The organism is Staphylococcus sp. FSL W8-0305, assembly GCF_037966415.1.
Taxonomy (GTDB): domain Bacteria; phylum Bacillota; class Bacilli; order Staphylococcales; family Staphylococcaceae; genus Staphylococcus; species Staphylococcus aureus.
In genome coordinates this window covers 1,425,733-1,446,666 of record NZ_CP150198.1, presented here as the reverse complement: position 1 = coordinate 1,446,666, position 20,934 = coordinate 1,425,733, and the positions used below count along the sequence as shown (strand labels likewise).

At 33.3% G+C, this 20,934-nt stretch carries 23 protein-coding genes and 2 pseudogenes; 18 read left to right on the top strand and 7 right to left on the bottom strand.

Annotated features, from left to right (window positions below; all coding sequences use genetic code 11):
* The 3 genes from NST10_RS07195 to NST10_RS07185 are packed head-to-tail and all read left to right on the top strand — an operon-like array spanning nt 1 to nt 1,752.
* Complete coding sequence (locus NST10_RS07195) at nt 1-1,140, top strand: thiolase family protein (protein ID WP_001070682.1); 1,140 nt, start codon at nt 1-3, stop codon at nt 1,138-1,140.
* Entirely contained in the window at nt 1,115-1,480 is a 366-nt protein-coding gene (locus NST10_RS07190; RefSeq protein WP_001165054.1) for a protein VraC, read from the top strand. Before NST10_RS07195 ends, NST10_RS07190 begins: the two co-directional genes overlap by 26 nt.
* A gap of 2 nt (nt 1,481-1,482) precedes the next feature.
* Entirely contained in the window at nt 1,483-1,752 is a 270-nt protein-coding gene (locus NST10_RS07185) for a hypothetical protein (RefSeq protein ID WP_000671097.1), read from the top strand.
* 200 nt (nt 1,753-1,952) lie between these two features.
* Here NST10_RS07185 and vraX read toward each other — a convergent pair whose 3' ends face one another.
* Together vraX and thiD are read right to left on the bottom strand one after the other, a co-directional pair.
* A complete protein-coding gene (vraX, locus tag NST10_RS07180) occupies nt 1,953-2,120 on the bottom strand; it encodes a C1q-binding complement inhibitor VraX (protein WP_000587960.1) in 168 nt (55 codons plus the stop codon).
* A 533-nt stretch (nt 2,121-2,653) separates the two neighbouring features.
* Entirely contained in the window at nt 2,654-3,484 is an 831-nt protein-coding gene (gene thiD, locus NST10_RS07175) for a bifunctional hydroxymethylpyrimidine kinase/phosphomethylpyrimidine kinase (protein WP_339209164.1), read from the bottom strand.
* Nucleotides 3,485-3,667: 183 nt separating this feature from the next.
* Here thiD and NST10_RS07170 point away from each other — a divergent pair, with 183 nt between their 5' ends.
* The 4 genes from NST10_RS07170 (at nt 3,668) to NST10_RS07155 (ending at nt 6,811) form a co-directional block, all read left to right on the top strand.
* Nucleotides 3,668-4,324 (top strand): uracil-DNA glycosylase, encoded by a 657-nt coding sequence (locus NST10_RS07170; protein ID WP_000455258.1) that lies wholly within the window; start codon nt 3,668-3,670, stop codon nt 4,322-4,324.
* Nucleotides 4,325-4,705 (top strand): DUF5327 family protein, encoded by a 381-nt coding sequence (locus tag NST10_RS07165; RefSeq protein ID WP_000248114.1) that lies wholly within the window; start codon nt 4,325-4,327, stop codon nt 4,703-4,705. It abuts the gene before it with no gap.
* A 132-nt stretch (nt 4,706-4,837) separates the two neighbouring features.
* Nucleotides 4,838-5,206, top strand: coding sequence for a DUF423 domain-containing protein (locus NST10_RS07160; RefSeq protein ID WP_000765183.1), 369 nt, complete (start codon nt 4,838-4,840; stop codon nt 5,204-5,206).
* 120 nt (nt 5,207-5,326) lie between these two features.
* Complete coding sequence (locus NST10_RS07155) at nt 5,327-6,811, top strand: APC family permease (protein WP_000412518.1); 1,485 nt, start codon at nt 5,327-5,329, stop codon at nt 6,809-6,811.
* A 141-nt stretch (nt 6,812-6,952) separates the two neighbouring features.
* On the opposite strand, the gene NST10_RS07150 is transcribed toward NST10_RS07155, so the two are convergent.
* The 3 genes from NST10_RS07150 to hemQ form a co-directional block, all read right to left on the bottom strand.
* Complete coding sequence (locus NST10_RS07150) at nt 6,953-7,405, bottom strand: threonine/serine exporter family protein (protein WP_000498572.1); 453 nt, start codon at nt 7,403-7,405, stop codon at nt 6,953-6,955.
* 12 nt (nt 7,406-7,417) lie between these two features.
* Complete coding sequence (locus tag NST10_RS07145) at nt 7,418-8,182, bottom strand: threonine/serine exporter ThrE family protein (RefSeq protein ID WP_000354088.1); 765 nt, start codon at nt 8,180-8,182, stop codon at nt 7,418-7,420.
* 547 nt (nt 8,183-8,729) lie between these two features.
* Nucleotides 8,730-9,482, bottom strand: a complete 753-nt coding sequence (hemQ, locus tag NST10_RS07140) for a hydrogen peroxide-dependent heme synthase (RefSeq protein WP_000075713.1) — start codon at nt 9,480-9,482, stop codon at nt 8,730-8,732.
* 167 nt (nt 9,483-9,649) lie between these two features.
* Here hemQ and pta point away from each other — a divergent pair, with 167 nt between their 5' ends.
* The 6 genes from pta (at nt 9,650) to NST10_RS07110 (ending at nt 15,577) form a co-directional block, all read left to right on the top strand.
* Nucleotides 9,650-10,636: a phosphate acetyltransferase gene (gene pta, locus NST10_RS07135; RefSeq protein ID WP_000774286.1), complete on the top strand. Its 987-nt coding sequence runs from the start codon at nt 9,650-9,652 to the stop codon at nt 10,634-10,636.
* A 2-nt stretch (nt 10,637-10,638) separates the two neighbouring features.
* Nucleotides 10,639-11,475, top strand: a complete 837-nt coding sequence (locus tag NST10_RS07130; RefSeq protein WP_000362355.1) for a biotin/lipoate A/B protein ligase family protein — start codon at nt 10,639-10,641, stop codon at nt 11,473-11,475.
* 586 nt (nt 11,476-12,061) lie between these two features.
* Complete coding sequence (gene mvk, locus NST10_RS07125) at nt 12,062-12,982, top strand: mevalonate kinase (protein ID WP_000197032.1); 921 nt, start codon at nt 12,062-12,064, stop codon at nt 12,980-12,982.
* Between the two features lie 4 nt (nt 12,983-12,986).
* The gene (mvaD, locus tag NST10_RS07120) at nt 12,987-13,970 is read left to right on the top strand and encodes a diphosphomevalonate decarboxylase (protein ID WP_000597327.1); all 984 of its coding nucleotides are present in this window, start codon (nt 12,987-12,989) and stop codon (nt 13,968-13,970) included.
* A gap of 12 nt (nt 13,971-13,982) precedes the next feature.
* Nucleotides 13,983-15,059, top strand: coding sequence for a phosphomevalonate kinase (locus NST10_RS07115; RefSeq protein WP_000616885.1), 1,077 nt, complete (start codon nt 13,983-13,985; stop codon nt 15,057-15,059).
* A gap of 176 nt (nt 15,060-15,235) precedes the next feature.
* Nucleotides 15,236-15,577, top strand: coding sequence for a DUF1450 domain-containing protein (locus tag NST10_RS07110; protein ID WP_000798965.1), 342 nt, complete (start codon nt 15,236-15,238; stop codon nt 15,575-15,577).
* A 51-nt stretch (nt 15,578-15,628) separates the two neighbouring features.
* Here NST10_RS07110 and merA read toward each other — a convergent pair whose 3' ends face one another.
* Nucleotides 15,629-16,951, bottom strand: a complete 1,323-nt coding sequence (gene merA, locus NST10_RS07105; RefSeq protein WP_000860607.1) for a hypothiocyanous acid reductase MerA — start codon at nt 16,949-16,951, stop codon at nt 15,629-15,631.
* Nucleotides 16,938-17,378, bottom strand: coding sequence for a redox-sensitive transcriptional regulator HypR (gene hypR, locus NST10_RS07100; protein ID WP_001047251.1), 441 nt, complete (start codon nt 17,376-17,378; stop codon nt 16,938-16,940). Before hypR ends, merA begins: the two co-directional genes overlap by 14 nt.
* A gap of 57 nt (nt 17,379-17,435) precedes the next feature.
* On the opposite strand from hypR, the gene NST10_RS07095 reads away from it, so the two are divergent.
* The 5 genes and pseudogenes from NST10_RS07095 to NST10_RS07075 all read left to right on the top strand — a co-directional run bounded on the left by NST10_RS07095 (nt 17,436) and on the right by NST10_RS07075 (nt 20,892).
* A complete protein-coding gene (locus NST10_RS07095; protein WP_016186842.1) occupies nt 17,436-17,537 on the top strand; it encodes a hypothetical protein in 102 nt (33 codons plus the stop codon).
* A gap of 464 nt (nt 17,538-18,001) precedes the next feature.
* Nucleotides 18,002-19,396 carry a T7SS effector LXG polymorphic toxin gene (locus tag NST10_RS07090; protein WP_339209139.1) on the top strand — a complete coding sequence of 465 codons (1,395 nt, stop codon included), beginning with the start codon at nt 18,002-18,004 and terminating at the stop codon, nt 19,394-19,396.
* 3 nt (nt 19,397-19,399) lie between these two features.
* Nucleotides 19,400-20,035: a DUF443 domain-containing protein gene (locus tag NST10_RS07085; protein ID WP_000882123.1), complete on the top strand. Its 636-nt coding sequence runs from the start codon at nt 19,400-19,402 to the stop codon at nt 20,033-20,035.
* A gap of 25 nt (nt 20,036-20,060) precedes the next feature.
* Nucleotides 20,061-20,270, top strand: a pseudogene (locus NST10_RS07080) (transposase); the annotation flags it as partial.
* A pseudogene (locus NST10_RS07075) lies at nt 20,271-20,892 on the top strand (DUF443 family protein).
* Nucleotides 20,893-20,934: the final 42 nt, after the last annotated feature.

Here is a 20,934-nt window from a genome sequence, read left to right as displayed (position 1 = left end):
ATGAATCAAGCAGTCATAGTTGCAGCTAAACGAACTGCATTTGGGAAATATGGTGGCACTTTAAAACATTTAGAGCCAGAACAATTGCTCAAACCTTTATTCCAACATTTTAAAGAGAAGTATCCAGAGGTAATATCTAAAATAGATGATGTAGTTTTAGGTAATGTTGTTGGGAATGGTGGCAATATTGCAAGAAAAGCATTGCTTGAAGCGGGGCTCAAAGATTCAATACCTGGCGTCACAATCGATCGGCAATGTGGGTCTGGACTTGAAAGTGTTCAATATGCATGTCGCATGATTCAAGCCGGAGCTGGCAAGGTATATATTGCAGGCGGTGTTGAAAGTACAAGTCGAGCACCTTGGAAAATCAAACGACCGCATTCTGTGTACGAAACCGCATTACCTGAGTTTTATGAGCGTGCATCATTTGCACCTGAAATGAGCGACCCATCAATGATTCAAGGTGCTGAAAATGTAGCCAAGATGTATGGTGTTTCAAGAGAATTACAAGATGAATTTGCTTACCGAAGTCATCAACTGACAGCGGAAAATGTAAAGAATGGAAATATTTCTCAGGAAATATTACCTATAACCGTTAAAGGAGAACTATTCAACACTGATGAAAGTCTAAAATCACATATTCCGAAAGATAACTTTGGCCGATTTAAGCCCGTAATCAAAGGTGGGACCGTTACCGCTGCGAATAGTTGTATGAAAAATGATGGTGCAGTTCTATTGCTTATTATGGAAAAAGATATGGCATACGAATTAGGTTTCGATCATGGTTTATTATTTAAAGATGGTGTTACGGTAGGTGTTGATTCTAATTTACCTGGCATTGGTCCAGTACCAGCCATTTCCAACTTACTAAAAAGAAATCAATTAACGATAGAAAATATTGAAGTCATTGAAATTAACGAAGCGTTCAGTGCACAGGTGGTTGCCTGCCAACAAGCTTTAAATATTTCAAATACGCAATTAAATATATGGGGTGGTGCATTAGCATCAGGTCATCCATACGGTGCAAGCGGTGCCCAATTAGTGACGCGATTATTTTATATGTTTGACAAAGAGAGTATGATTGCATCTATGGGGATTGGGGGAGGTCTAGGAAATGCAGCATTATTTACTCGATTCTAACCAGCGATTAAATGTGTCATTTTCTAAGGATAGTGTGGCTGCATATTATCATTGTTTTAACCAACCTTATAGTAAAGAAGTACCACCATTAATGTGTGCGTCATTATGGTCAAAATTTGATTTATTTAAAAAATATGCAAATAGCGAACTGATTTTAACAAAATCAGTAATTAATCAAACTCAAAAGATAAAAGTAGACACAATATATGTAGGACATTTAGAAGATATTGAATGCCGACAGATTCGCAATATCACACGTTATACAATGGCTTTAACATTAACTAAAAATGATCAACATGTCATAACGGTTACACAAACTTTTATTAAGGCGATGAAGTAGAGATGAAGTTTAATGAGATATGGATAAATGAATATTTGGCGCTCGTAAATGATGATAATCCAATACATAATGAGATTGTGCCAGGACAATTAGTGAGTCAAATGATGTTGATGGCTATGTCATTAGAGGCGAACCAGTGTCAAATTAACTATGTTAAACCTATTTTAATAAATGAAAATATCAAATTCATTGAAGAACACGAGCAAGAAATTATAGCAATTAATGACGATGGAGAGATTAAAATAAAGATTTCTTTGAGCACAAAAAAATAACCGATATTAGCTGCATGAACGCATATTAATTAGGAGATGAAAGGACAGCTAATATCAGTTATGTATTGTTATTATTATTGGGAACAGAGATAAATATAGGTTACGTTTCTTTCTTTGCACGGGGATGCATTAATCTAAAATAATAATAACAACTATATCAATGTTTAATAAATTCTGGATTATTGGAATGATTAGTCAATTTAACTAACTTTCATATGATCTATATCGTCTTGTAATAAAGAGAGCAATTTGAATATTTCAGTATCACTAAATGAATCGTCACATTTAATTGAAACATGCTGAAACGTTTTGGTTATAATTTCATAAACTGGTGCGCCTTCATGTTGATACTGTCGATAAATAATCATAACCTATATTACCTCCTTTGCTACTCTATGGTTATATTATAAATAACATTTTTATGTGTGACATCAACCTTAAGTATCAACTTTTTATCAGACATAGAACGTATAATTTACTAAGACTATTTATGTATCATGTTTTAAAAGGAATATATTTTTATAAAGTCGTTGAGAAGTTATTTTTAATTTCAAAAAAATGGCAGAATTAGTAGAGCGGGATAAAACATTATGTTTAAACAAGGGCATAATAAAGTTCCGAAAGGATTTGTTTTTTTAGGATAACTGATTCGTGACACTGTAAATGAATATTATATACATATGTTGAAATAAAACTATCTATAACGATTTCTTACAAAACTTATTTGCACAATTTAACTGTGAAAATCAAACAAGTATTTAATAACTAAAATAACCACACCGAAAGTGACTTTATTGTGTACTGAGCCCCAAAGTTAGACTCAAAAAGCTAACTTTACAGGCGCACAGCAATGACAATCAAATCATAAGGTGTGGTTAATCTATTTTTTATGAACGAAGCATTAAACCTCTGTTACTTCAACATCGATATGTTCAATACGGTTGTATGCACCGTGATCCACAGGACCAACAAAATCATTCATTTTCCAACCGTTTTTAATAGCAGAAGCGACGAAAGCTTTCGCGCTAATCACAGCTTCTTTCGGTGACTTACCGTTAGCTAAAAATGCAGTTGTTGCCGCAGCAAATGTACAACCAGCACCATGGTTATAACTTTGTTGGAACATGTCTGTAGTTAGTTGATAAAATGTTTGACCATCATAGTATAAGTCGTACGATTTATCTTGATCTAAAGCTTTGCCACCTTTAATGATGACATGCTGTGCGCCTTTATCAAAGATAATTGTTGCAGCCTTTTTCATATCTTCAATTGAATTTAATTTACCTAATCCTGATAATTGACCCGCTTCAAATAAGTTTGGCGTCACTACCGTTGCTTTAGGTAGTAAATATTTAATCATCGCCTCAGTATTTCCAGGGTTAAGCACTTCATCTTCGCCTTTACAAACCATGACAGGATCTACTACAAAATATTGTGCATTAGATGCCTCATATACTTCTCCAGCACGTTTGATTATCTCCTCAGTACCTAACATACCTGTTTTAATAGCATCAGGTCCGATTGATAAAGCCGTTTCAAGTTGCTTTTCAAATACGTCCATAGGTAATGGTGTGACATCGTGTGACCATGTATCTTTATCCATAGTAACGATGGCAGTTAAAGCGACCATGCCATACGTATCTAATTCTTGGAACGTTTTCAAATCTGCTTGCATACCTGCGCCAGCACTTGTGTCAGAACCGGCAATTGTTAAAACTTTCTTTAAAGCCATTGAGCTTCACTCCTACATAATAATATTGTATTCATCATATCATTTTTAACCTAATTGAAAAATATTAAGCATTCAATATTTGATGATTGTTGAAATGAATCATTCATACTATTGTAACTTTTGAAAATGTCATTCACTTTAGATAAGTGTGATATGTTAAAATATGTCCTGAGGTGAGATTGAATGGAATGGTCGCAAATTTTTCATGACATAACAACGAAACATGACTTTAAAGCTATGCATGATTTTTTAGAAAAAGAATATTCGACTGCAATCGTATACCCTGATAGGGAAAATATTTATCAAGCGTTTGATTTAACACCGTTTGAAAATATCAAAGTTGTTATATTAGGACAAGACCCGTATCATGGTCCGAACCAAGCACATGGATTAGCATTTTCAGTGCAACCTAACGCAAAATTCCCTCCATCTTTACGTAATATGTATAAAGAATTAGCAGATGATATTGGATGTGTTAGACAAACACCACATTTACAAGATTGGGCAAGAGAAGGTGTCTTGTTATTGAATACAGTTTTAACCGTAAGACAGGGTGAAGCAAATTCTCATCGTGATATTGGTTGGGAAACATTTACTGATGAAATTATTAAAGCAGTGTCTGATTATAAAGAACATGTTGTCTTTATTTTGTGGGGGAAACCTGCACAGCAAAAAATAAAGCTTATCGATACATCTAAACATTGTATTATAAAATCAGTGCATCCTAGTCCACTGTCTGCATATAGAGGATTCTTTGGATCAAAACCGTATTCCAAAGCGAATACCTATTTAGAGTCAGTAGGAAAATCACCAATTAATTGGTGTGAAAGTGAGGCGTAGATGGTGAATAGAGAAACTTTAATAGCACGAATTGAGCAAGAATTAGTACAAGCAGAGCAGGCGCAGCATGACCATGACTTTGAAAAACATATGTATGCCATACATATATTAACATCTTTATATGCTTCAACATCAAATACACCACATATTGGTGAACAACAAATGAATCATCGTATTGCTAACCATAATCAAATGCCACATTCACAAATTACGCAGTCAACACATCAAGTGACAGCTGCTGAAATTGAAGCGATGGGTGGTAAAGTAAATACGCATTCAGCACATCATCATAATAAGTCATATTCACAACCTTCAAACCAACAACAAAGATTAGCGACAGATGATGACATTGGCAATGGTGAATCCATATTTGATTTTTAAAAAGCAACAATGAAACATAATTACTTAATAGCTTGTTAAGTATGTAGGTTAATAATCAAGATGCATATACTTTTATTCGAGTGTTCGGATTTAAACATTTATTAATACTGAATTATATAAGGAGAGGTAGCAATGAAATTATTTATTATTTTAGGTGCATTAAACGCGATGATGGCTGTCGGAACAGGTGCATTTGGTGCACATGGTTTACAAGGAAAAATAAGTGATCACTATTTATCAGTATGGGAAAAAGCAACGACGTATCAAATGTACCATGGCTTAGCATTATTAATTATAGGTGTAATTAGTGGTACAACTTCAATCAATGTTAACTGGGCTGGCTGGTTAATATTTGCTGGTATTATTTTCTTTAGTGGATCATTATATATTTTAGTATTAACTCAAATTAAAGTTTTAGGTGCGATTACGCCAATTGGTGGCGTATTGTTCATCATTGGATGGATAATGTTAATCATTGCGACATTCAAATTTGCTGGTTAAATTTTAAAACTTTAGATTACCTATGTAACTAAACATTAAATTTTTAATAAAAATAATCAAGAAAAAGAGTTACAAACTCATCTTTTGGGTATAGAATACCTTCGAGGTGAGTTTTTATTTATGGAAAAAAAGAATAAGCAAATAGATAGAGGCGATTTAAAACAAAACCTATCTGAAAAGTTTGTATGGGCGATTGCATATGGTTCATGTATCGGATGGGGCGCATTCATCTTACCAGGAGACTGGATTAAGCAGTCAGGTCCGATTGCAGCATCAATTGGTATTGTTATTGGTGCATTATTAATGATATTAATTGCGGTTAGTTATGGCGCATTAGTAGAGAGATTTCCAGTATCAGGGGGCGCGTTTGCCTTTAGTTTCTTAAGTTTCGGCAGATATGTGAGTTTCTTCTCATCATGGTTTTTAACTTTTGGTTATGTCTGTGTTGTTGCTTTAAATGCGACAGCATTCAGTTTACTAGTTAAATTCTTATTGCCAGATGTCTTAAATAATGGGAAACTATACACCATTGCGGGCTGGGACGTTTATATTACGGAAATCATTATTGCGACCGTATTACTACTTGTATTCATGCTAGTAACGATTCGTGGCGCAAGTGTATCTGGATCATTACAATATTATTTCTGTGTGGCGATGGTAATCGTCGTATTATTGATGTTCTTTGGTTCATTCTTTGGTAATAATTTTGCACTTGAAAATTTACAACCGTTAGCTGAACCTAGCAAAGGATGGTTAGTGTCTATTGTGGTTATTGTATCCGTGGCACCATGGGCATATGTTGGATTTGATAATATTCCACAAACAGCAGAAGAGTTTAACTTTGCACCAAACAAGACATTTAAGCTTATCGTGTACAGTTTATTAGCAGCATCATTAACTTATGTTGTCATGATTTTATACACTGGTTGGTTATCAACAAGTCATCAAAGTTTAAATGGACAATTGTGGTTAACAGGTGCTGTTACACAAACAGCATTTGGTTATATTGGATTAGGTGTATTAGCAATTGCAATTATGATGGGTATATTTACTGGTTTAAATGGATTCTTGATGAGTTCAAGTCGCTTGTTATTTTCTATGGGACGTTCAGGTATAATGCCAACAATGTTTAGTAAATTACATAGTAAATACAAAACACCATATGTCGCAATCATATTCTTAGTAAGTGTGTCTTTAATTGCACCTTGGCTAGGAAGAACGGCATTGACTTGGATCGTAGATATGTCATCTACAGGTGTATCCATTGCCTACTTTATTACATGTTTGTCTGCTGCGAAATTATTCAGTTATAACAAACAAAGTAATACGTATGCACCGGTTTACAAAACGTTTGCTATTATTGGCTCATTTGTATCATTCATTTTCTTAGCGTTGTTATTAGTGCCAGGTTCTCCTGCAGCACTGACTGCACCATCTTATATTGCATTACTTGGATGGTTAATCATCGGTTTAATATTCTTTGTGATTCGATATCCTAAATTGAAAAATATGGATAATGATGAATTAAGTCGCTTGATTTTAAATAGAAGTGAAAATGAAGTTGATGATATGATTGAAGAACCTGAAAAAGAAAAAACTAAATAATAAAAGAATCGCACAATATACCTTCTTAATTTGAAGGCGTATCGTGCGATTTTTTGTATCATAAATTGACATTTAAGACGAGGCAGTTGAACCTTATATAAAATTGCCAAGAGTTAAGGCTGAGGCATTTCTAACAAATATTTATAATCGTTTAAAAGATTTCACGAATCCAGAAACAATTAATTTGGAAATTTGGTCGGCGAATAATAAACCTAATGCGATAGCTCCTGCAATAAGTGTAACCTCTAGCATGGTATTGATTGCTGTACTGAAATTTAATAATACTAAATTTTTCGTTGCATCGTAAGCTAATCCACCTGGCACTAACGGGATGATACCTGTCACCATAAAAATGATTGCAGGTTCTTTTTGTTTACGAGCCATATAGTGACTTAATAAACCTAGGGCAAGACTGCCGAAGAAACTAGAGTATATAGTGTGCACATTAAAGCCGTTGAAGAATAAGGTGTAAACCATCCATCCACACGTACCAACGAAACCACATGATAAATATAATTTTCTAGGTGCATCAAAAATGACGCAGAAGAACATTGAAGCTAAAAAGCTAAAGATAAAGTTTAATATCCAAAACATAGTCTGATACTCCTATACTAAAATTAATACGCTACCAACGCCAGCACCGATGCCAAACGCAGTAACCAATGCTTCTAATGATTTCGTTGTGAACATCAACATGTGCCCACCAAATAAATCTTGTATTGCGTTTGTTATTAATACACCAGGAACAATAGGCATGACTGCCGCAATGATAATAGTTGCCAAGTCACCTGTTGGAATAAGTGTATGTCCAATAACGGCGATAATCCCAATAACTAATGAACCAATGAATTCTGGGATAAACTGTGCGTGTAACTTACGATCTAAAATCTCAGTGACTAGGTATCCTAGACTACCTGCTAATATCGCAGTTAAAACATCAATCAATCTACCACCTTGTAAATATAAGAAACTCATTGCAATCATTGCTGCAGCAAAACCTTTAAAGGGAAGACTGCTGTCACGCTTGGCAACATATATTTTTTCAAGTTGTGTTTTTGCCTCGGCTAAAGAAATTTCATTATTTGTAATTTGACGCGAAATTTTATTAGCTTGAGAAATTTTTATTAAGTTTGTATCTCGAGAGGTAATTCTAAATATTCTAGGAAACGATTCCGAATGTAACGTAAACTGGATGACAGTGTTTGTAACAAAGCTGTTACTTTCACTGTAACCAAGTTTTTTTGCAATACGTGTCATGGTATCTTCTACACGCGTACCTTCTGCACCAGATTCTAATAGTATGCGAGCAGCAAGCATGACAACATCTTTGATAAGTACCTCTTGTTTGTATTCTTCTGAATTTATGTCCATTTCATCACCATTGTTTATAAGAATTTAATACTCATTATAGTTTATACACTATAAAATAACCACATGAGCTTTTTGATAAGTTGTTATTGATTTTAAAAAACTAATATTTGATACTATTGTAATAATAATCATCGGAATTTTTAGTAGTTAAAATTCTCTTGAAGTATAAAAAGGAAAAAATATTGAAAAAAATTCGACAAAAATATGTTTCAAATATTTCAAATAGGTTAAAATAATATTAGTTAACCATTACAAAAATTGTATAGAGTAGCGACTGTATAATTTCTATTGAGGTTAACGTTTATATGTAGTGATAGTAGTTAAAGTTCTCCCAAGGAAGACTACTCGGGTACACTTTGCTATGAGCAAAGTGTACTTTGTTATTGATATTACATTAGCACATATATATAAGTTTAAACATACAGATTTCAACTATTTACCAAATCACGTCTTATGTATACGGGAATATACTGAAGATAAACGAAAAATTCCAAGCTTAAACCGATAAGCTTGGAATTTTTTATTAATTTATAAACGTACCAATGTATTAAGAAATCGCAAAGAATTGATTGAATTCGTTTGTGTTAATAATATGTCCTACAAAGAAACTACCGAATTCACCGTATCGTGCTGTTGTTTCATCAAAGCGCATTTCGTATACAATTTTTTTGAATTGTAATACGTCGTCTGAGAACAATGTTACGCCCCATTCGAAATCATCAAAACCTACAGAACCAGTAATAAATTGTTTGATTTTGCCAGCATATTTTCTACCAATCATACCATGGTCATACATTAATTTTTGGCGTTCTTCCATAGTTAACATGTACCAGTTATAAGTTTCATTACGACGTTTGTTCATTGGATAGAAACAAATATAATCAGAATGTGGTAATTCTGGGTATAATCTTGCTTTGATATGAGGGTTCTCATAAGGATCTTCATCAGATTTACCAGCTAAATAATTGCTCAATTCAATGACTGATACATATGAATATGTAGGGATTAAGAAGTCAGCAATGCGCAATTTGTTAAATTCATTTTCAATATGATTTAAAGACTTCATTTCAGGACGTAAGAACCATAATAACAAATCTGCTTTTTGACCAGTTATATTATAAATAGCTTGATCACCAGATTTTGATGATCTTACAGTTGCTGTATTTTCTAAAAATGATTGAAATTCAGTGACAAGTGCATCGCGTTCGTCCTTTGGAACTAGACGTAATGATGCCCAATCAACTGCATAAAATAAATGTAGACTATACCAACCATCTAATGTTTCGGCTGCTTGACTCATGTTTATCGCTCCTTTTCAAAAATCATCAGTTCTTTATAAATTTTATCATAAAGCAAAGGGGTAACGATAAAATTATGATTACAAATTGGTGACGTGGCATTATGAAATAAAATGGCGTATAATTATACCGTGAATGATTAATAAGATTTATATTACAGGAGGACATTATGGCTGATTTATTAAATGTATTAAAAGACAAACTTTCTGGTAAAAACGTTAAAATCGTATTACCTGAAGGAGAGGACGAGCGTGTTCTAACAGCTGCAACACAATTACAAGCAACAGATTATGTTACACCAATCGTGTTAGGTGATGAGACTAAGGTTCAATCTTTAGCGCAAAAACTTAATCTTGATATTTCTAATATTGAATTAATTAATCCTGCGACAAGTGAATTGAAAGCTGAATTAGTTCAATCATTTGTTGAACGACGTAAAGGTAAAGCGACTGAAGAACAAGCACAAGAATTATTAAACAATGTGAACTACTTCGGTACAATGCTTGTTTATGCTGGTAAAGCAGATGGTTTAGTTAGTGGTGCAGCACATTCAACAGGCGACACTGTGCGTCCAGCTTTACAAATCATCAAAACGAAACCAGGTGTATCAAGAACATCAGGTATCTTCTTTATGATTAAAGGTGATGAACAGTACATCTTTGGTGATTGTGCAATCAATCCAGAACTTGATTCACAAGGACTTGCAGAAATTGCAGTAGAAAGTGCAAAATCAGCATTAAGCTTTGGCATGGATCCAAAAGTTGCAATGTTAAGCTTTTCAACAAAAGGGTCTGCTAAATCAGACGATGTGACAAAAGTTCAAGAAGCTGTCAAATTAGCACAACAAAAAGCTGAAGAAGAAAAATTAGAAGCAATCATTGATGGCGAATTCCAATTTGATGCTGCGATTGTACCAGGTGTTGCTGAGAAAAAAGCGCCAGGTGCTAAATTACAAGGTGATGCAAATGTCTTTGTATTCCCAAGTTTAGAAGCTGGTAATATTGGTTACAAAATTGCACAACGTTTAGGTGGATATGATGCAGTTGGTCCAGTATTACAAGGTTTAAATTCTCCAGTAAATGACTTATCACGTGGCTGCTCAATTGAAGATGTATACAATCTTTCATTCATCACAGCAGCGCAAGCCTTACAATAACGATGGATTTAGCGAGTAAATATTTTAATGGCGTCAACTGGCGATATATCGATCATTCTTCTGGATTAGAGCCTATGCAATCTTTCGCATTCGATGATACATTTTGTGAAAGTGTGGGCAAAGATATATCAGATAATGTTGTGCGTACTTGGATTCATCAACATACTGTTATTCTTGGTATTCATGATTCAAGATTGCCGTTTTTAAAAGATGGCATTGATTATTTAACGAATGAGATTGGTTATAATGCCATTGTTAGAAATTCTGGCGGCCTAGGTGTCGTTCTAGATCAAGGTGTATTAAATATATCGCTGATGTTCAAAGGACAAACAGAAACAACGATTGATGAAGCGTTTACTGTGATGTATCTCTTAATTAGCAAAATGTTCGAAGATGAGAATTTTGATATTGATACGATGGAAATTGAACATTCTTATTGCCCAGGAAAATTTGACTTAAGTATCGATGGTAAGAAATTTGCAGGCATATCGCAACGAAGAGTTAGAGGCGGTATTGCTGTACAAATTTATCTTTGTGTTGAAGGCTCTGGTTCAGAACGTGCATTGATGATGCAAACATTTTATGAACATGCTTTAAAAGGTGAAGTGACTAAATTTAAATACCCTGAAATTGAACCATCTTGTATGGCCTCACTAGAGACATTACTTAACAAAACGATTACTGTTCAAGATGTAATGTTTTTACTATTATATGCAATCAAAGATCTTGGCGGTGTATTAAATATGACGCCAATTACTCAAGAAGAATGGCAAAGATACGATACGTATTTTGATAAAATGATTGAAAGAAACAAGAAAATGATAGACCAAATGCAATAGTTAAATATTTAACAGCCCCTTTCAAGTTATCGTTTGGGGCTGTTATTTTTGAAAGTATCCATAAATAGCATAAATATGTTATTGACCTAATATTTAAATTGAACATCATTAAATTAAAAGTAATGATATGATTGAAATAATAAATTTAATAAGGAAATTTCATGTTTTACGTATTAAATAGATTGAGAATAGGGTATATATAATGCGTATGACTATGAAAGAAACGACCTTCTATTGAAATGTTCTAATACTTTAGTAGTAAATCTATATATTCCAATTATTATTTGTAGTATTATAGTTAGGGTGGAAAATTATAAATTGTAGGGCTATTTTATAAAAAGATAAAGAATCTGAAATATCACTCGATAAGATTTAAACTTTGAAGTAAACGAAAGTTAGTTTTATACTAATCAAGTTAAGTCATATATAAATTTAAAATAAAGTTTATACATAATATGAATAATGTGAGATAAAGACTGCAATGAAATTTAACGCGAATGCGTATGCAACTTAGAATATGATGTCTTTTACTAATAAATAAAAACAATGTATCAAGTATAGGATAAATATAAAAGGTGATATTGACATGACAAGAAAAGGATATGGGGAATCGACAGGTAAGATTATTTTAATAGGAGAACATGCTGTTACATTTGGAGAGCCTGCTATTGCAGTACCGTTTAACGCAGGTAAAATCAAAGTTTTAATAGAAGCCTTAGAGAGCGGGAACTATTCGTCTATTAAAAGCGATGTTTACGATGGTATGTTATATGATGCGCCTGACCATCTTAAGTCTTTGGTGAACCGTTTTGTAGAATTAAATAATATTACAGAGCCGCTAGCAGTAACGATCCAAACGAATTTACCACCATCACGTGGGTTAGGATCGAGTGCAGCTGTCGCGGTTGCTTTTGTTCGTGCGAGTTATGATTTTTTAGGGAAATCATTAACGAAAGAAGAACTCATTGAAAAGGCTAATTGGGCAGAGCAAATTGCACATGGTAAACCAAGTGGTATTGATACGCAAACGATTGTATCAGGCAAACCAGTTTGGTTCCAAAAAGGTCATGCTGAAACGTTGAAAACGTTAAGTTTAGACGGCTATATGGTTGTTATTGATACTGGTGTGAAAGGTTCAACAAGACAAGCAGTAGAAGATGTTCATAAACTTTGTGAGGACCCTCAGTACATGTCACATGTAAAACATATCGGTAAGTTAGTTTTACGTGCGAGTGATGTGATTGAACATCATAAATTTGAAGCCTTAGCGGATATTTTTAATGAATGTCATGCGGATTTAAAGGCGTTGACAGTTAGTCATGATAAAATAGAACAATTAATGAAAATTGGTAAAGAAAATGGTGCGATTGCTGGAAAACTTACTGGTGCTGGTCGTGGTGGAAGTATGTTATTGCTTGCCAAAGATTTACCAACAGCGAAAAATATTGTAAAAGCTGTAGAAAAAGCTGGTGCAGCACATACATGGATTGAGAATTTAGGAGGTTAATGCGTTGATTAAAAGTGGCAAAGCACGTGCACATACGAATATTGCACTTATTAAATATTGGGGTAAAAAAGATGAAGCACTAATCATTCCAATGAATAATAGCATATCTGTTACATTAGAAAAATTTTACACTGAAACGAAAGTCACTTTTAACGACCAGTTAACACAGGATCAATTTTGGTTGAATGGTGAAAAGGTTAGTGGCAAAGAATTAGAGAAAATTTCAAAATATATGGATATTGTCAGAAATAGAGCTGGCATCGATTGGTATGCAGAAATTGAAAGCGACAATTTTGTACCAACAGCAGCAGGATTGGCTTCATCAGCAAGCGCATATGCAGCTTTAGCAGCAGCTTGTAATCAAGCGCTAGACTTGCAGCTGTCAGATAAGGATTTATCGAGATTGGCGCGAATCGGTTCGGGTTCTGCGTCGCGTAGTATTTATGGTGGATTTGCAGAATGGGAAAAAGGGTATAATGATGAGACGTCATATGCCGTTCCACTTGAATCGAATCATTTTGAAGATGACCTTGCCATGATATTTGTTGTGATTAATCAACATTCTAAAAAGGTACCTAGTCGATATGGTATGTCGTTGACACGAAACACATCAAGATTTTATCAATATTGGTTAGATCATATTGATGAAGATTTAGCTGAAGCAAAAGCAGCGATTCAAGACAAAGATTTTAAACGCCTTGGTGAAGTAATTGAAGAAAATGGTTTGCGTATGCATGCCACGAATCTAGGATCAACACCGCCGTTCACATATCTTGTGCAAGAAAGTTATGATGTAATGGCGCTCGTTCACGAATGCCGAGAAGCGGGGTATCCGTGTTATTTTACAATGGATGCGGGACCTAATGTGAAAATACTTGTAGAAAAGAAAAACAAGCAACAGATTATAGATAAATTATTAACACAGTTTGATAATAACCAAATTATTGATAGTGACATTATTGCCACAGGAATTGAAATAATTGAGTAAGGAAGAGATAAAATGATTCAGGTCAAAGCACCCGGAAAACTTTATATTGCTGGAGAATATGCTGTAACAGAACCAGGATATAAATCTGTACTTATTGCGTTAGATCGTTTTGTAACTGCTACTATTGAAGAAGCAGACCAATATAAAGGTACCATTCATTCAAAAGCATTACATCATAACCCAGTTACATTTAGTAGAGATGAAGATAGTATTGTCATTTCAGATCCACATGCAGCAAAACAATTAAATTATGTGGTCACAGCTATTGAAATATTTGAACAGTATGCGAAAAGCTGCGATATAGCGATGAAGCATTTTCATCTGACTATTGATAGTAATTTAGATGATTCAAATGGTCATAAATATGGATTAGGTTCAAGTGCAGCAGTACTTGTATCAGTTATAAAAGTATTAAATGAATTTTATGATATGAAGTTATCTAATTTATACATTTATAAACTAGCAGTGATTGCAAATATGAAGTTACAAAGTTTAAGTTCATGCGGAGATATTGCTGTGAGTGTATATAGTGGATGGCTAGCGTATAGTACTTTTGATCATGAATGGGTTAAGCATCAAATTGAAGATACTACGGTTGAAGAAGTTTTAATCAAAAACTGGCCTGGATTGCACATCGAACCATTACAAGCACCTGAAAATATGGAAGTACTTATCGGTTGGACTGGCTCACCGGCGTCATCACCACACTTTGTTAGCGAAGTGAAACGTTTGAAATCAGATCCTTCATTTTACGGTGACTTCTTAGAAGATTCACATCGTTGTGTTGAAAAACTTATTCATGCTTTTAAAACAAATAACATTAAAGGTGTGCAAAAGATGGTGCGTCAGAATCGTACAATTATTCAACGTATGGATAAAGAAGCTACAGTTGATATAGAAACTGAAAAGCTAAAATATTTGTGTGATATTGCTGAAAAGTATCACGGCGCATCTAAAACATCAGGCGCTGGTGGTGGAGACTGTGGTATTACAATTATCAATAAAGATGTAGATAAAGAAAAAATTTATGATGAATGGACAAAACATGGTATTAAACCATTAAAATTTAATATTTATCATGGGCAATAAATGATTTGATAGGGGAGCAATCATCTAATTTAATTAGAAGATAAATGCTCCATTTTTTATTGCCAGCTGTGTTACGTATCTTGAAAAAAATATTAAAAAGAGTAAAATAGATAGAGTTAACGAAAAAATTAATGAAATCGACGATATAGATATGATAAAGAAAGGTGGGTAGCAATATGAAAAATACATTCCTTATTTGTGATGAATGTCAGGCAGTCAATATAAGAACGTTACAAAAGAAGTTGGAAAAATTAGATCCCGATGCTGAAATCGTGATAGGTTGTCAATCTTATTGTGGACCTGGACGCCGAAAAACATTCGCTTTTGTTAATAACCGCCCACTGGCTGCGCTTACTGAAGAAGAATTAATCGAAAAAGTTTCTCAACAATTAAAGAAACCACGTGATCCTGAAGAAGAAGAGCGTTTAAGAAAACGACATGAAGAACGTAAACGTCGTAAAGAAGAACAAGATAGAAAGCTTAAAGAAAAATTAGAAAAGCGAAAAGCACAACAATAAAGCCTGATGGCAGCATCATTCAATGCGTGCCACCAGGTTTTTATGTTTTGTCTAGAAATTAAATAAATCATTAAATGATTCGGCCATCGTAGGATGCGTATAAATATTATCTCGTAATATGGTATATGGAATGTTTTGATCAATCGCAAGTTTAATTATATTAATTAATTCTTCAGATTGCTTACCATATAATGTAGCACCTAAAATCATATTATTTTCATTATTAATGACTACTTTAAATAAACCTCTTGGATCATTGTTAATTTTGTGACGAGGTATAGCACTTACTAAAAGTTGATGCTCAGTGTAATCATAATGTTGAGCGGCAGCTTCTTTGCTAGTTAATCCAACACGTGATAATGGTGGATCTATAAATACTGTATAAGGCACGCTGCCTCTATTGTCAGTCGTACGTGACTGATTACCATATAAAGATGATTTGATAATTCGATAATCATCTAAAGATATATACGTAAATTGAAGTCCGCCTTTAACATCACCTGCAGCATAAATATGCGGCACAGTTGTTTGAAGATGAGCATTGACTTTAATTTCGCCTCTGTCGCCTAATTCGATATCAGTATTTTCTAATGCTAAATCCGTATTCGGTTTGCGTCCGATAGCCAAAAGTACTGCATCAGCCTCAAAGTTACCAACGTTAGTATGGACAGTTGTATGATAATTGTCAGATGACAATTCAGTCGTTTCAACATTTGTATGCAATGCAATGCCTTTATTTTCTAAGTCAGTAATAGCATGTGCAACGACATCTTGATCTTCGCGTGGCATAAATGATTCACCACGTTCTAATACTGTAACCTTACTACCTAAATTCGCAAACATTGAAGCAAATTCTAAGGCGATATAACCGCCACCTACAATAACGAGGTGCTTAGGTTGATAGCTAATGTTTAATAAACCTGTTGAATCGAAGACGTGTTTAGCTTGATCAAGGCCTTTTATGTTAGGAATGATAGAGGTAGCACCGGTATTAATAATGATATGAGGTGCAGTAATACTATCGACGATATCACCATGCTGATCTAATAAATTCACTTCAGTATTAGATTTAAACTGCGCTTTAAAATCCAATACATCAATGTTACTGTCGTCTGCTAATAAGTGGTAATTTTTATTGTTTAGCGCATTGACAACATCGTTTTTACGGTTATAACTTGCTTCAAAGGATTTGCCTTCTAATCCATCATGTACAAGTGTCTTCGAAGGTATACATCCTACGTTGATACAAGTGCCGCCATACATTTTCGAAGATTGTTCGATAACTGCGACGTGTTGACCTGTTGATGCAGCGTATTTCGCTAAAGTTTTACCAGCTTTCCCAAATCCTATTACAATTAAATCATATGTTTTCATGACATAAATCCTCCTTTTGAATGTCTTCAATGACATCTTTGATTGTTTTTTCTTTATAAAAATTAATAATGTTATTCTGTTCGTCTTGTTGATAATGTGACATGGTAGTTGCAATATTACGAGCAATTTGACAGTGACTACCTTCGTCGCCAGTAAATAGTCGTGTGTGATGTTCTTTCTCTAAGACAAAATGTTTATATAATGTTGCTAATGAGACATCAGCGCTACGATCATTTGCTAAATAACCACCATCTTTACCCCGTATTGTGTTAATCATTTTTAAATCGACAAGTTGAGTCGTCACGCGGCGTAATTGAACAGGATTTAAACAAGTTAATTCAGCTAATGAACTACTATTGAATTTTTCTGAATGATGCTTAGTTAAAAAAGTTAATACATGTACGGCAATGTTAAATTCTAAATTCAATGGTTCTCACCTCGTAATTGTAACTGTATTAGTTACAATTAAAAATCATTTTGCTCAATGTGTCAATACTTATGTTTGAAAAGTGTTGAATTAGGTGTGATTATTATGATGATTTATTATTTGAAAGTTGTTGCATTAACGGTGAGATTGCGTAATTGAATTTTAGTTATGTATGAACTAATAGATATGAAATGAGTATTGAAAATAAGGGCAATAAAATTTTGAATGATGATGTTGTGTGATTGTATAAACTTGTTCGTATTTTAGAGACGTTTTGATATTTCGCATAATGAGGAAATACTTTTAACAACTGATGACATATTTTAATAGTGAATATATTTTGAGATATTAATATATTTAATGTTAAGGATGTTGTCGCAATAAAATTAAAATATTGAAAGATAATTTTTATTTATTAATTGCGAATATACAAAGACACCATTATATCCATATGCTAAAATAAGAAAAAAGGCGACATGTTATCTCAATTTACCTGCATCTAGACTCCTTTACATAAGAAATAATCATCGCCGAGTTTTAAAATTTTACAATTTTGTAGATGTAAAAAGCATTTGATTTTAAATAGTTTGAAAATCATATATTTTTGAAAAAGGAGCATGCCGATGAGTATTGACATGTATTTAGACAGATCTCGAAACCAAGCTTCAAGTGTGGGTAATTTGAGTCAAACAATGAATTCAAATTATGATGCGTTGGAAAAAGCAATTACTCAATTTATCAATGATGATGCGCTTAAAGGTAAAGCGTATACGTCAGCTAAGCAATTTTTTAGTACGGTGTTAATTCCATTATCAACAAGTATGAAAACATTGAGTGATTTAACGAAGCAAGCTTGCGATAATTTTGTGTCACGTTATACGAGTGAGGTTGATAGCATATCTTTAAAAGAATCAGAGCTTGAAGAAGATATCAGATCATTAAGTCAACAAATTACGCGATATGAAAATTTGAATAACAATTTGAAAAAGCATGCTTCCGATAATCAGCAAGCCATTTCATCGAACCAACAAATAATACGAACATTAGGTCAACAAAAACATGAATTAGAAGAGAAGCTACGCAAATTGCGTGAGTTTAATCAAAAATCACCAGAAATATTTAAAGAAGTTGAAGAATTTCAAAAAATTGTACAACAAGGACTTACCCAAGCGCAAAATTTTTGGAACTTTTCAACAAATCAATTTAATATACCTTCAGGTAAAGAACTTGATTGGGCTAAAGCAAGTCATGAAAAATATTTGAAAGTTGCTATGGGGAAAATTGAACAAAAAGCAGAGAAAGAAACTTTAAATAAAGCAGACTTTGCTGTTATAAAGACATATGCTAAAGAACATCCAGAAGACGATATCCCGAAAAGTATAATGAAATATATAAATGACAATAAAGATAGTATTAAACGAGATATAGGATTAGATATTACGTCAACACTTTTAGAGCAAGGCGGTATAAATGCAAGTAAATTCGGTGTATTTATTAACACAGCAGGTGGAGTGAAAGGCCCAGCCGGTCCAAATTCATTTGTGGAAGTCAAACGTACATCAGGTAATGTGTTTATAGAAAATGGTAGTAAATTTGCAAAAGGCGGAAAATACCTAGGCAAAGGTGTTGCAGGTGTAGGATTTGGTATAGGTATGTATGATGATATGGCAAACGATGATAAAACAGTTGGAGAGGCATTGTCGCATAATGCTTTAACTACAGGAATAGGTATTGGCGCAGGTGCGGGTATGACTGCTACTATCGCGTTATTTGCAAGTAATCCAGTAGGATGGGCTGTTATAGGTGGCTTTGTGTTTGGTTCGGTTTCGACAATGCTTGTAGATTGGGCTTATCAAAATAATAAGGCTGGTATAAAAGATAAAGCAGACTGGGTAGGACATAAACTAGACGATGGTATCGATGTTGTTAAAAAATCTACAGAAAAAGCCGTAGATAGTGTTGGTGAAGCTACAAAAAGTATTTCTAATCATTTAAACCCTATGAAATGGAGCTGGTAAATGTTGCTATGTGAATCTAAAGTTATCAACAAAAATCCTAAGTATAGAGTTATTAAATATGGTGATGAATATTTAATGATTGATTTAGTAAGTACCTGGTTAACTTTATTTCTTCCTATGATTAATTGGTTAATTCCAAAAAAATATGTCAAAATCAGTAAAAAAGAATTTGACGATTTAAACATTGTCAAACCTGTTAAAAATAAAGCTTTTTGGCCAGTTGCAGGTAGTACTATTTTGTTCGGAGTTACGTTTAGAAAATATATTCCTTCACTTAATATTCAATTAGAGAAAAACATGGTGATTGTAATATGTTGTGCAATATTTCTGGGTGTTTTAATACTTTTTTTATTTCTGAATCGTAAGCTAAGATTGGAAATTTATAATAATAACTCTAGTAAAGGGAAAATAATTTTATTTCCTTCATTAAAAAACTTTTGCTTTACAATATTTTATTATTTTTTATTTGGCGGTCTTTCAATAATGGCTCTAAGTATGTTATTAACTTTAAATCCTCAAAATATAATAGGCTTTATTGGTTGGTTGGTAATGACTGCAGGTTTCTTTCTGTTAAACATGTCATCGATTATTGACAAAAAAATTTATGTATTATCTAAAACTAACACGGTGGAAAAATGATGGTTTAGCTGGATTTACTGCGAGTTCTGTTTCGTCAATACTTGTATATTGGACCAATCAAAGAAATGAATTTGGAATAAAAGGTAAAAACGATTGGATAGGACATAAACTAGACGATGGTATCGATAGTGTTAAAAAATCTACAGAAAAAGCCGTAGATAGTGTTGGGAATGTTGTTGGTGAAGGTTCAAAAAGTATTTCTAATCATATAAGCCCTAAGAAATGGAGCTGGTAAATGTTGCTATGCGAATCTAAAATCATCAATAAAAACCCCAAATATAGAATTATTAAATATAATGATGAATACTTAATGGTCGATATAATAAGCACTTGGATTAGTTTATTTTTTCCATTTATCAATTGGTTCATCCCAAAAAGATATGTCAAAATCAGTAAAAAAGAATTTGACGATTTAAATATTGTTAAACCTGCTAAAAAATGTTTTTTGGCCAGTTGCAGGTAGCTCTGCTTTGCTGGGAGTTGCATTAAGAAAATATACACATTTACTTGACGTTCAACTTGATAAAAAATTAGTTATTGCCATATGTTGCATCACATTTATAGGGATTTTAATATTTTATGTACGCCTAATTAAAAAATCATCTTTAAATATTTATAATACTAAAAATAAAAGGTCAAAAATTTTTTTAATACCTACACTAAAAAATGTTTGTTTCACATTATTTGGATATATTTTATTTGGCGGATTGACTATGCTATTCCTAGATGCACTATTATCAATGAGTTACCAAAACATAATAGTATATTTTGCTTGGATTGCAGTTATGATGGGTTTTTTTCTAGTGAATATAGCTTTAATTATAGATAAAAACATTCATGTCATACTTAAAAATTAAATGGTAGTAATAAATTTAGATTAAAGATATGCAAATAACAAT

Excerpts from the sequence above, each read along its gene's own strand:
- NST10_RS07195 (WP_001070682.1), top strand. The coding sequence starts at position 1 with ATGAATCAAGCAGTCATAGTTGCAGCTAAACGAACTGCATTTGGGAAA.
- NST10_RS07190 (WP_001165054.1), top strand. The coding sequence starts at position 1,115 with ATGCAGCATTATTTACTCGATTCTAACCAGCGATTAAATGTGTCATTT.
- NST10_RS07185 (WP_000671097.1), top strand. The coding sequence starts at position 1,483 with ATGAAGTTTAATGAGATATGGATAAATGAATATTTGGCGCTCGTAAAT.
- vraX (WP_000587960.1), bottom strand. The coding sequence starts at position 2,120 with ATGATTATTTATCGACAGTATCAACATGAAGGCGCACCAGTTTATGAA.
- thiD (WP_339209164.1), bottom strand. The coding sequence starts at position 3,484 with ATGGCTTTAAAGAAAGTTTTAACAATTGCCGGTTCTGACACAAGTGCT.
- NST10_RS07170 (WP_000455258.1), top strand. The coding sequence starts at position 3,668 with ATGGAATGGTCGCAAATTTTTCATGACATAACAACGAAACATGACTTT.
- NST10_RS07165 (WP_000248114.1), top strand. The coding sequence starts at position 4,325 with ATGGTGAATAGAGAAACTTTAATAGCACGAATTGAGCAAGAATTAGTA.
- NST10_RS07160 (WP_000765183.1), top strand. The coding sequence starts at position 4,838 with ATGAAATTATTTATTATTTTAGGTGCATTAAACGCGATGATGGCTGTC.
- NST10_RS07155 (WP_000412518.1), top strand. The coding sequence starts at position 5,327 with ATGGAAAAAAAGAATAAGCAAATAGATAGAGGCGATTTAAAACAAAAC.
- NST10_RS07150 (WP_000498572.1), bottom strand. The coding sequence starts at position 7,405 with ATGTTTTGGATATTAAACTTTATCTTTAGCTTTTTAGCTTCAATGTTC.
- NST10_RS07145 (WP_000354088.1), bottom strand. The coding sequence starts at position 8,182 with ATGGACATAAATTCAGAAGAATACAAACAAGAGGTACTTATCAAAGAT.
- hemQ (WP_000075713.1), bottom strand. The coding sequence starts at position 9,482 with ATGAGTCAAGCAGCCGAAACATTAGATGGTTGGTATAGTCTACATTTA.
- pta (WP_000774286.1), top strand. The coding sequence starts at position 9,650 with ATGGCTGATTTATTAAATGTATTAAAAGACAAACTTTCTGGTAAAAAC.
- NST10_RS07130 (WP_000362355.1), top strand. The coding sequence starts at position 10,639 with ATGGATTTAGCGAGTAAATATTTTAATGGCGTCAACTGGCGATATATC.
- mvk (WP_000197032.1), top strand. The coding sequence starts at position 12,062 with ATGACAAGAAAAGGATATGGGGAATCGACAGGTAAGATTATTTTAATA.
- NST10_RS07115 (WP_000616885.1), top strand. The coding sequence starts at position 13,983 with ATGATTCAGGTCAAAGCACCCGGAAAACTTTATATTGCTGGAGAATAT.
- NST10_RS07110 (WP_000798965.1), top strand. The coding sequence starts at position 15,236 with ATGAAAAATACATTCCTTATTTGTGATGAATGTCAGGCAGTCAATATA.
- merA (WP_000860607.1), bottom strand. The coding sequence starts at position 16,951 with ATGAAAACATATGATTTAATTGTAATAGGATTTGGGAAAGCTGGTAAA.
- NST10_RS07095 (WP_016186842.1), top strand. The coding sequence starts at position 17,436 with ATGTGTCAATACTTATGTTTGAAAAGTGTTGAATTAGGTGTGATTATT.
- NST10_RS07090 (WP_339209139.1), top strand. The coding sequence starts at position 18,002 with ATGAGTATTGACATGTATTTAGACAGATCTCGAAACCAAGCTTCAAGT.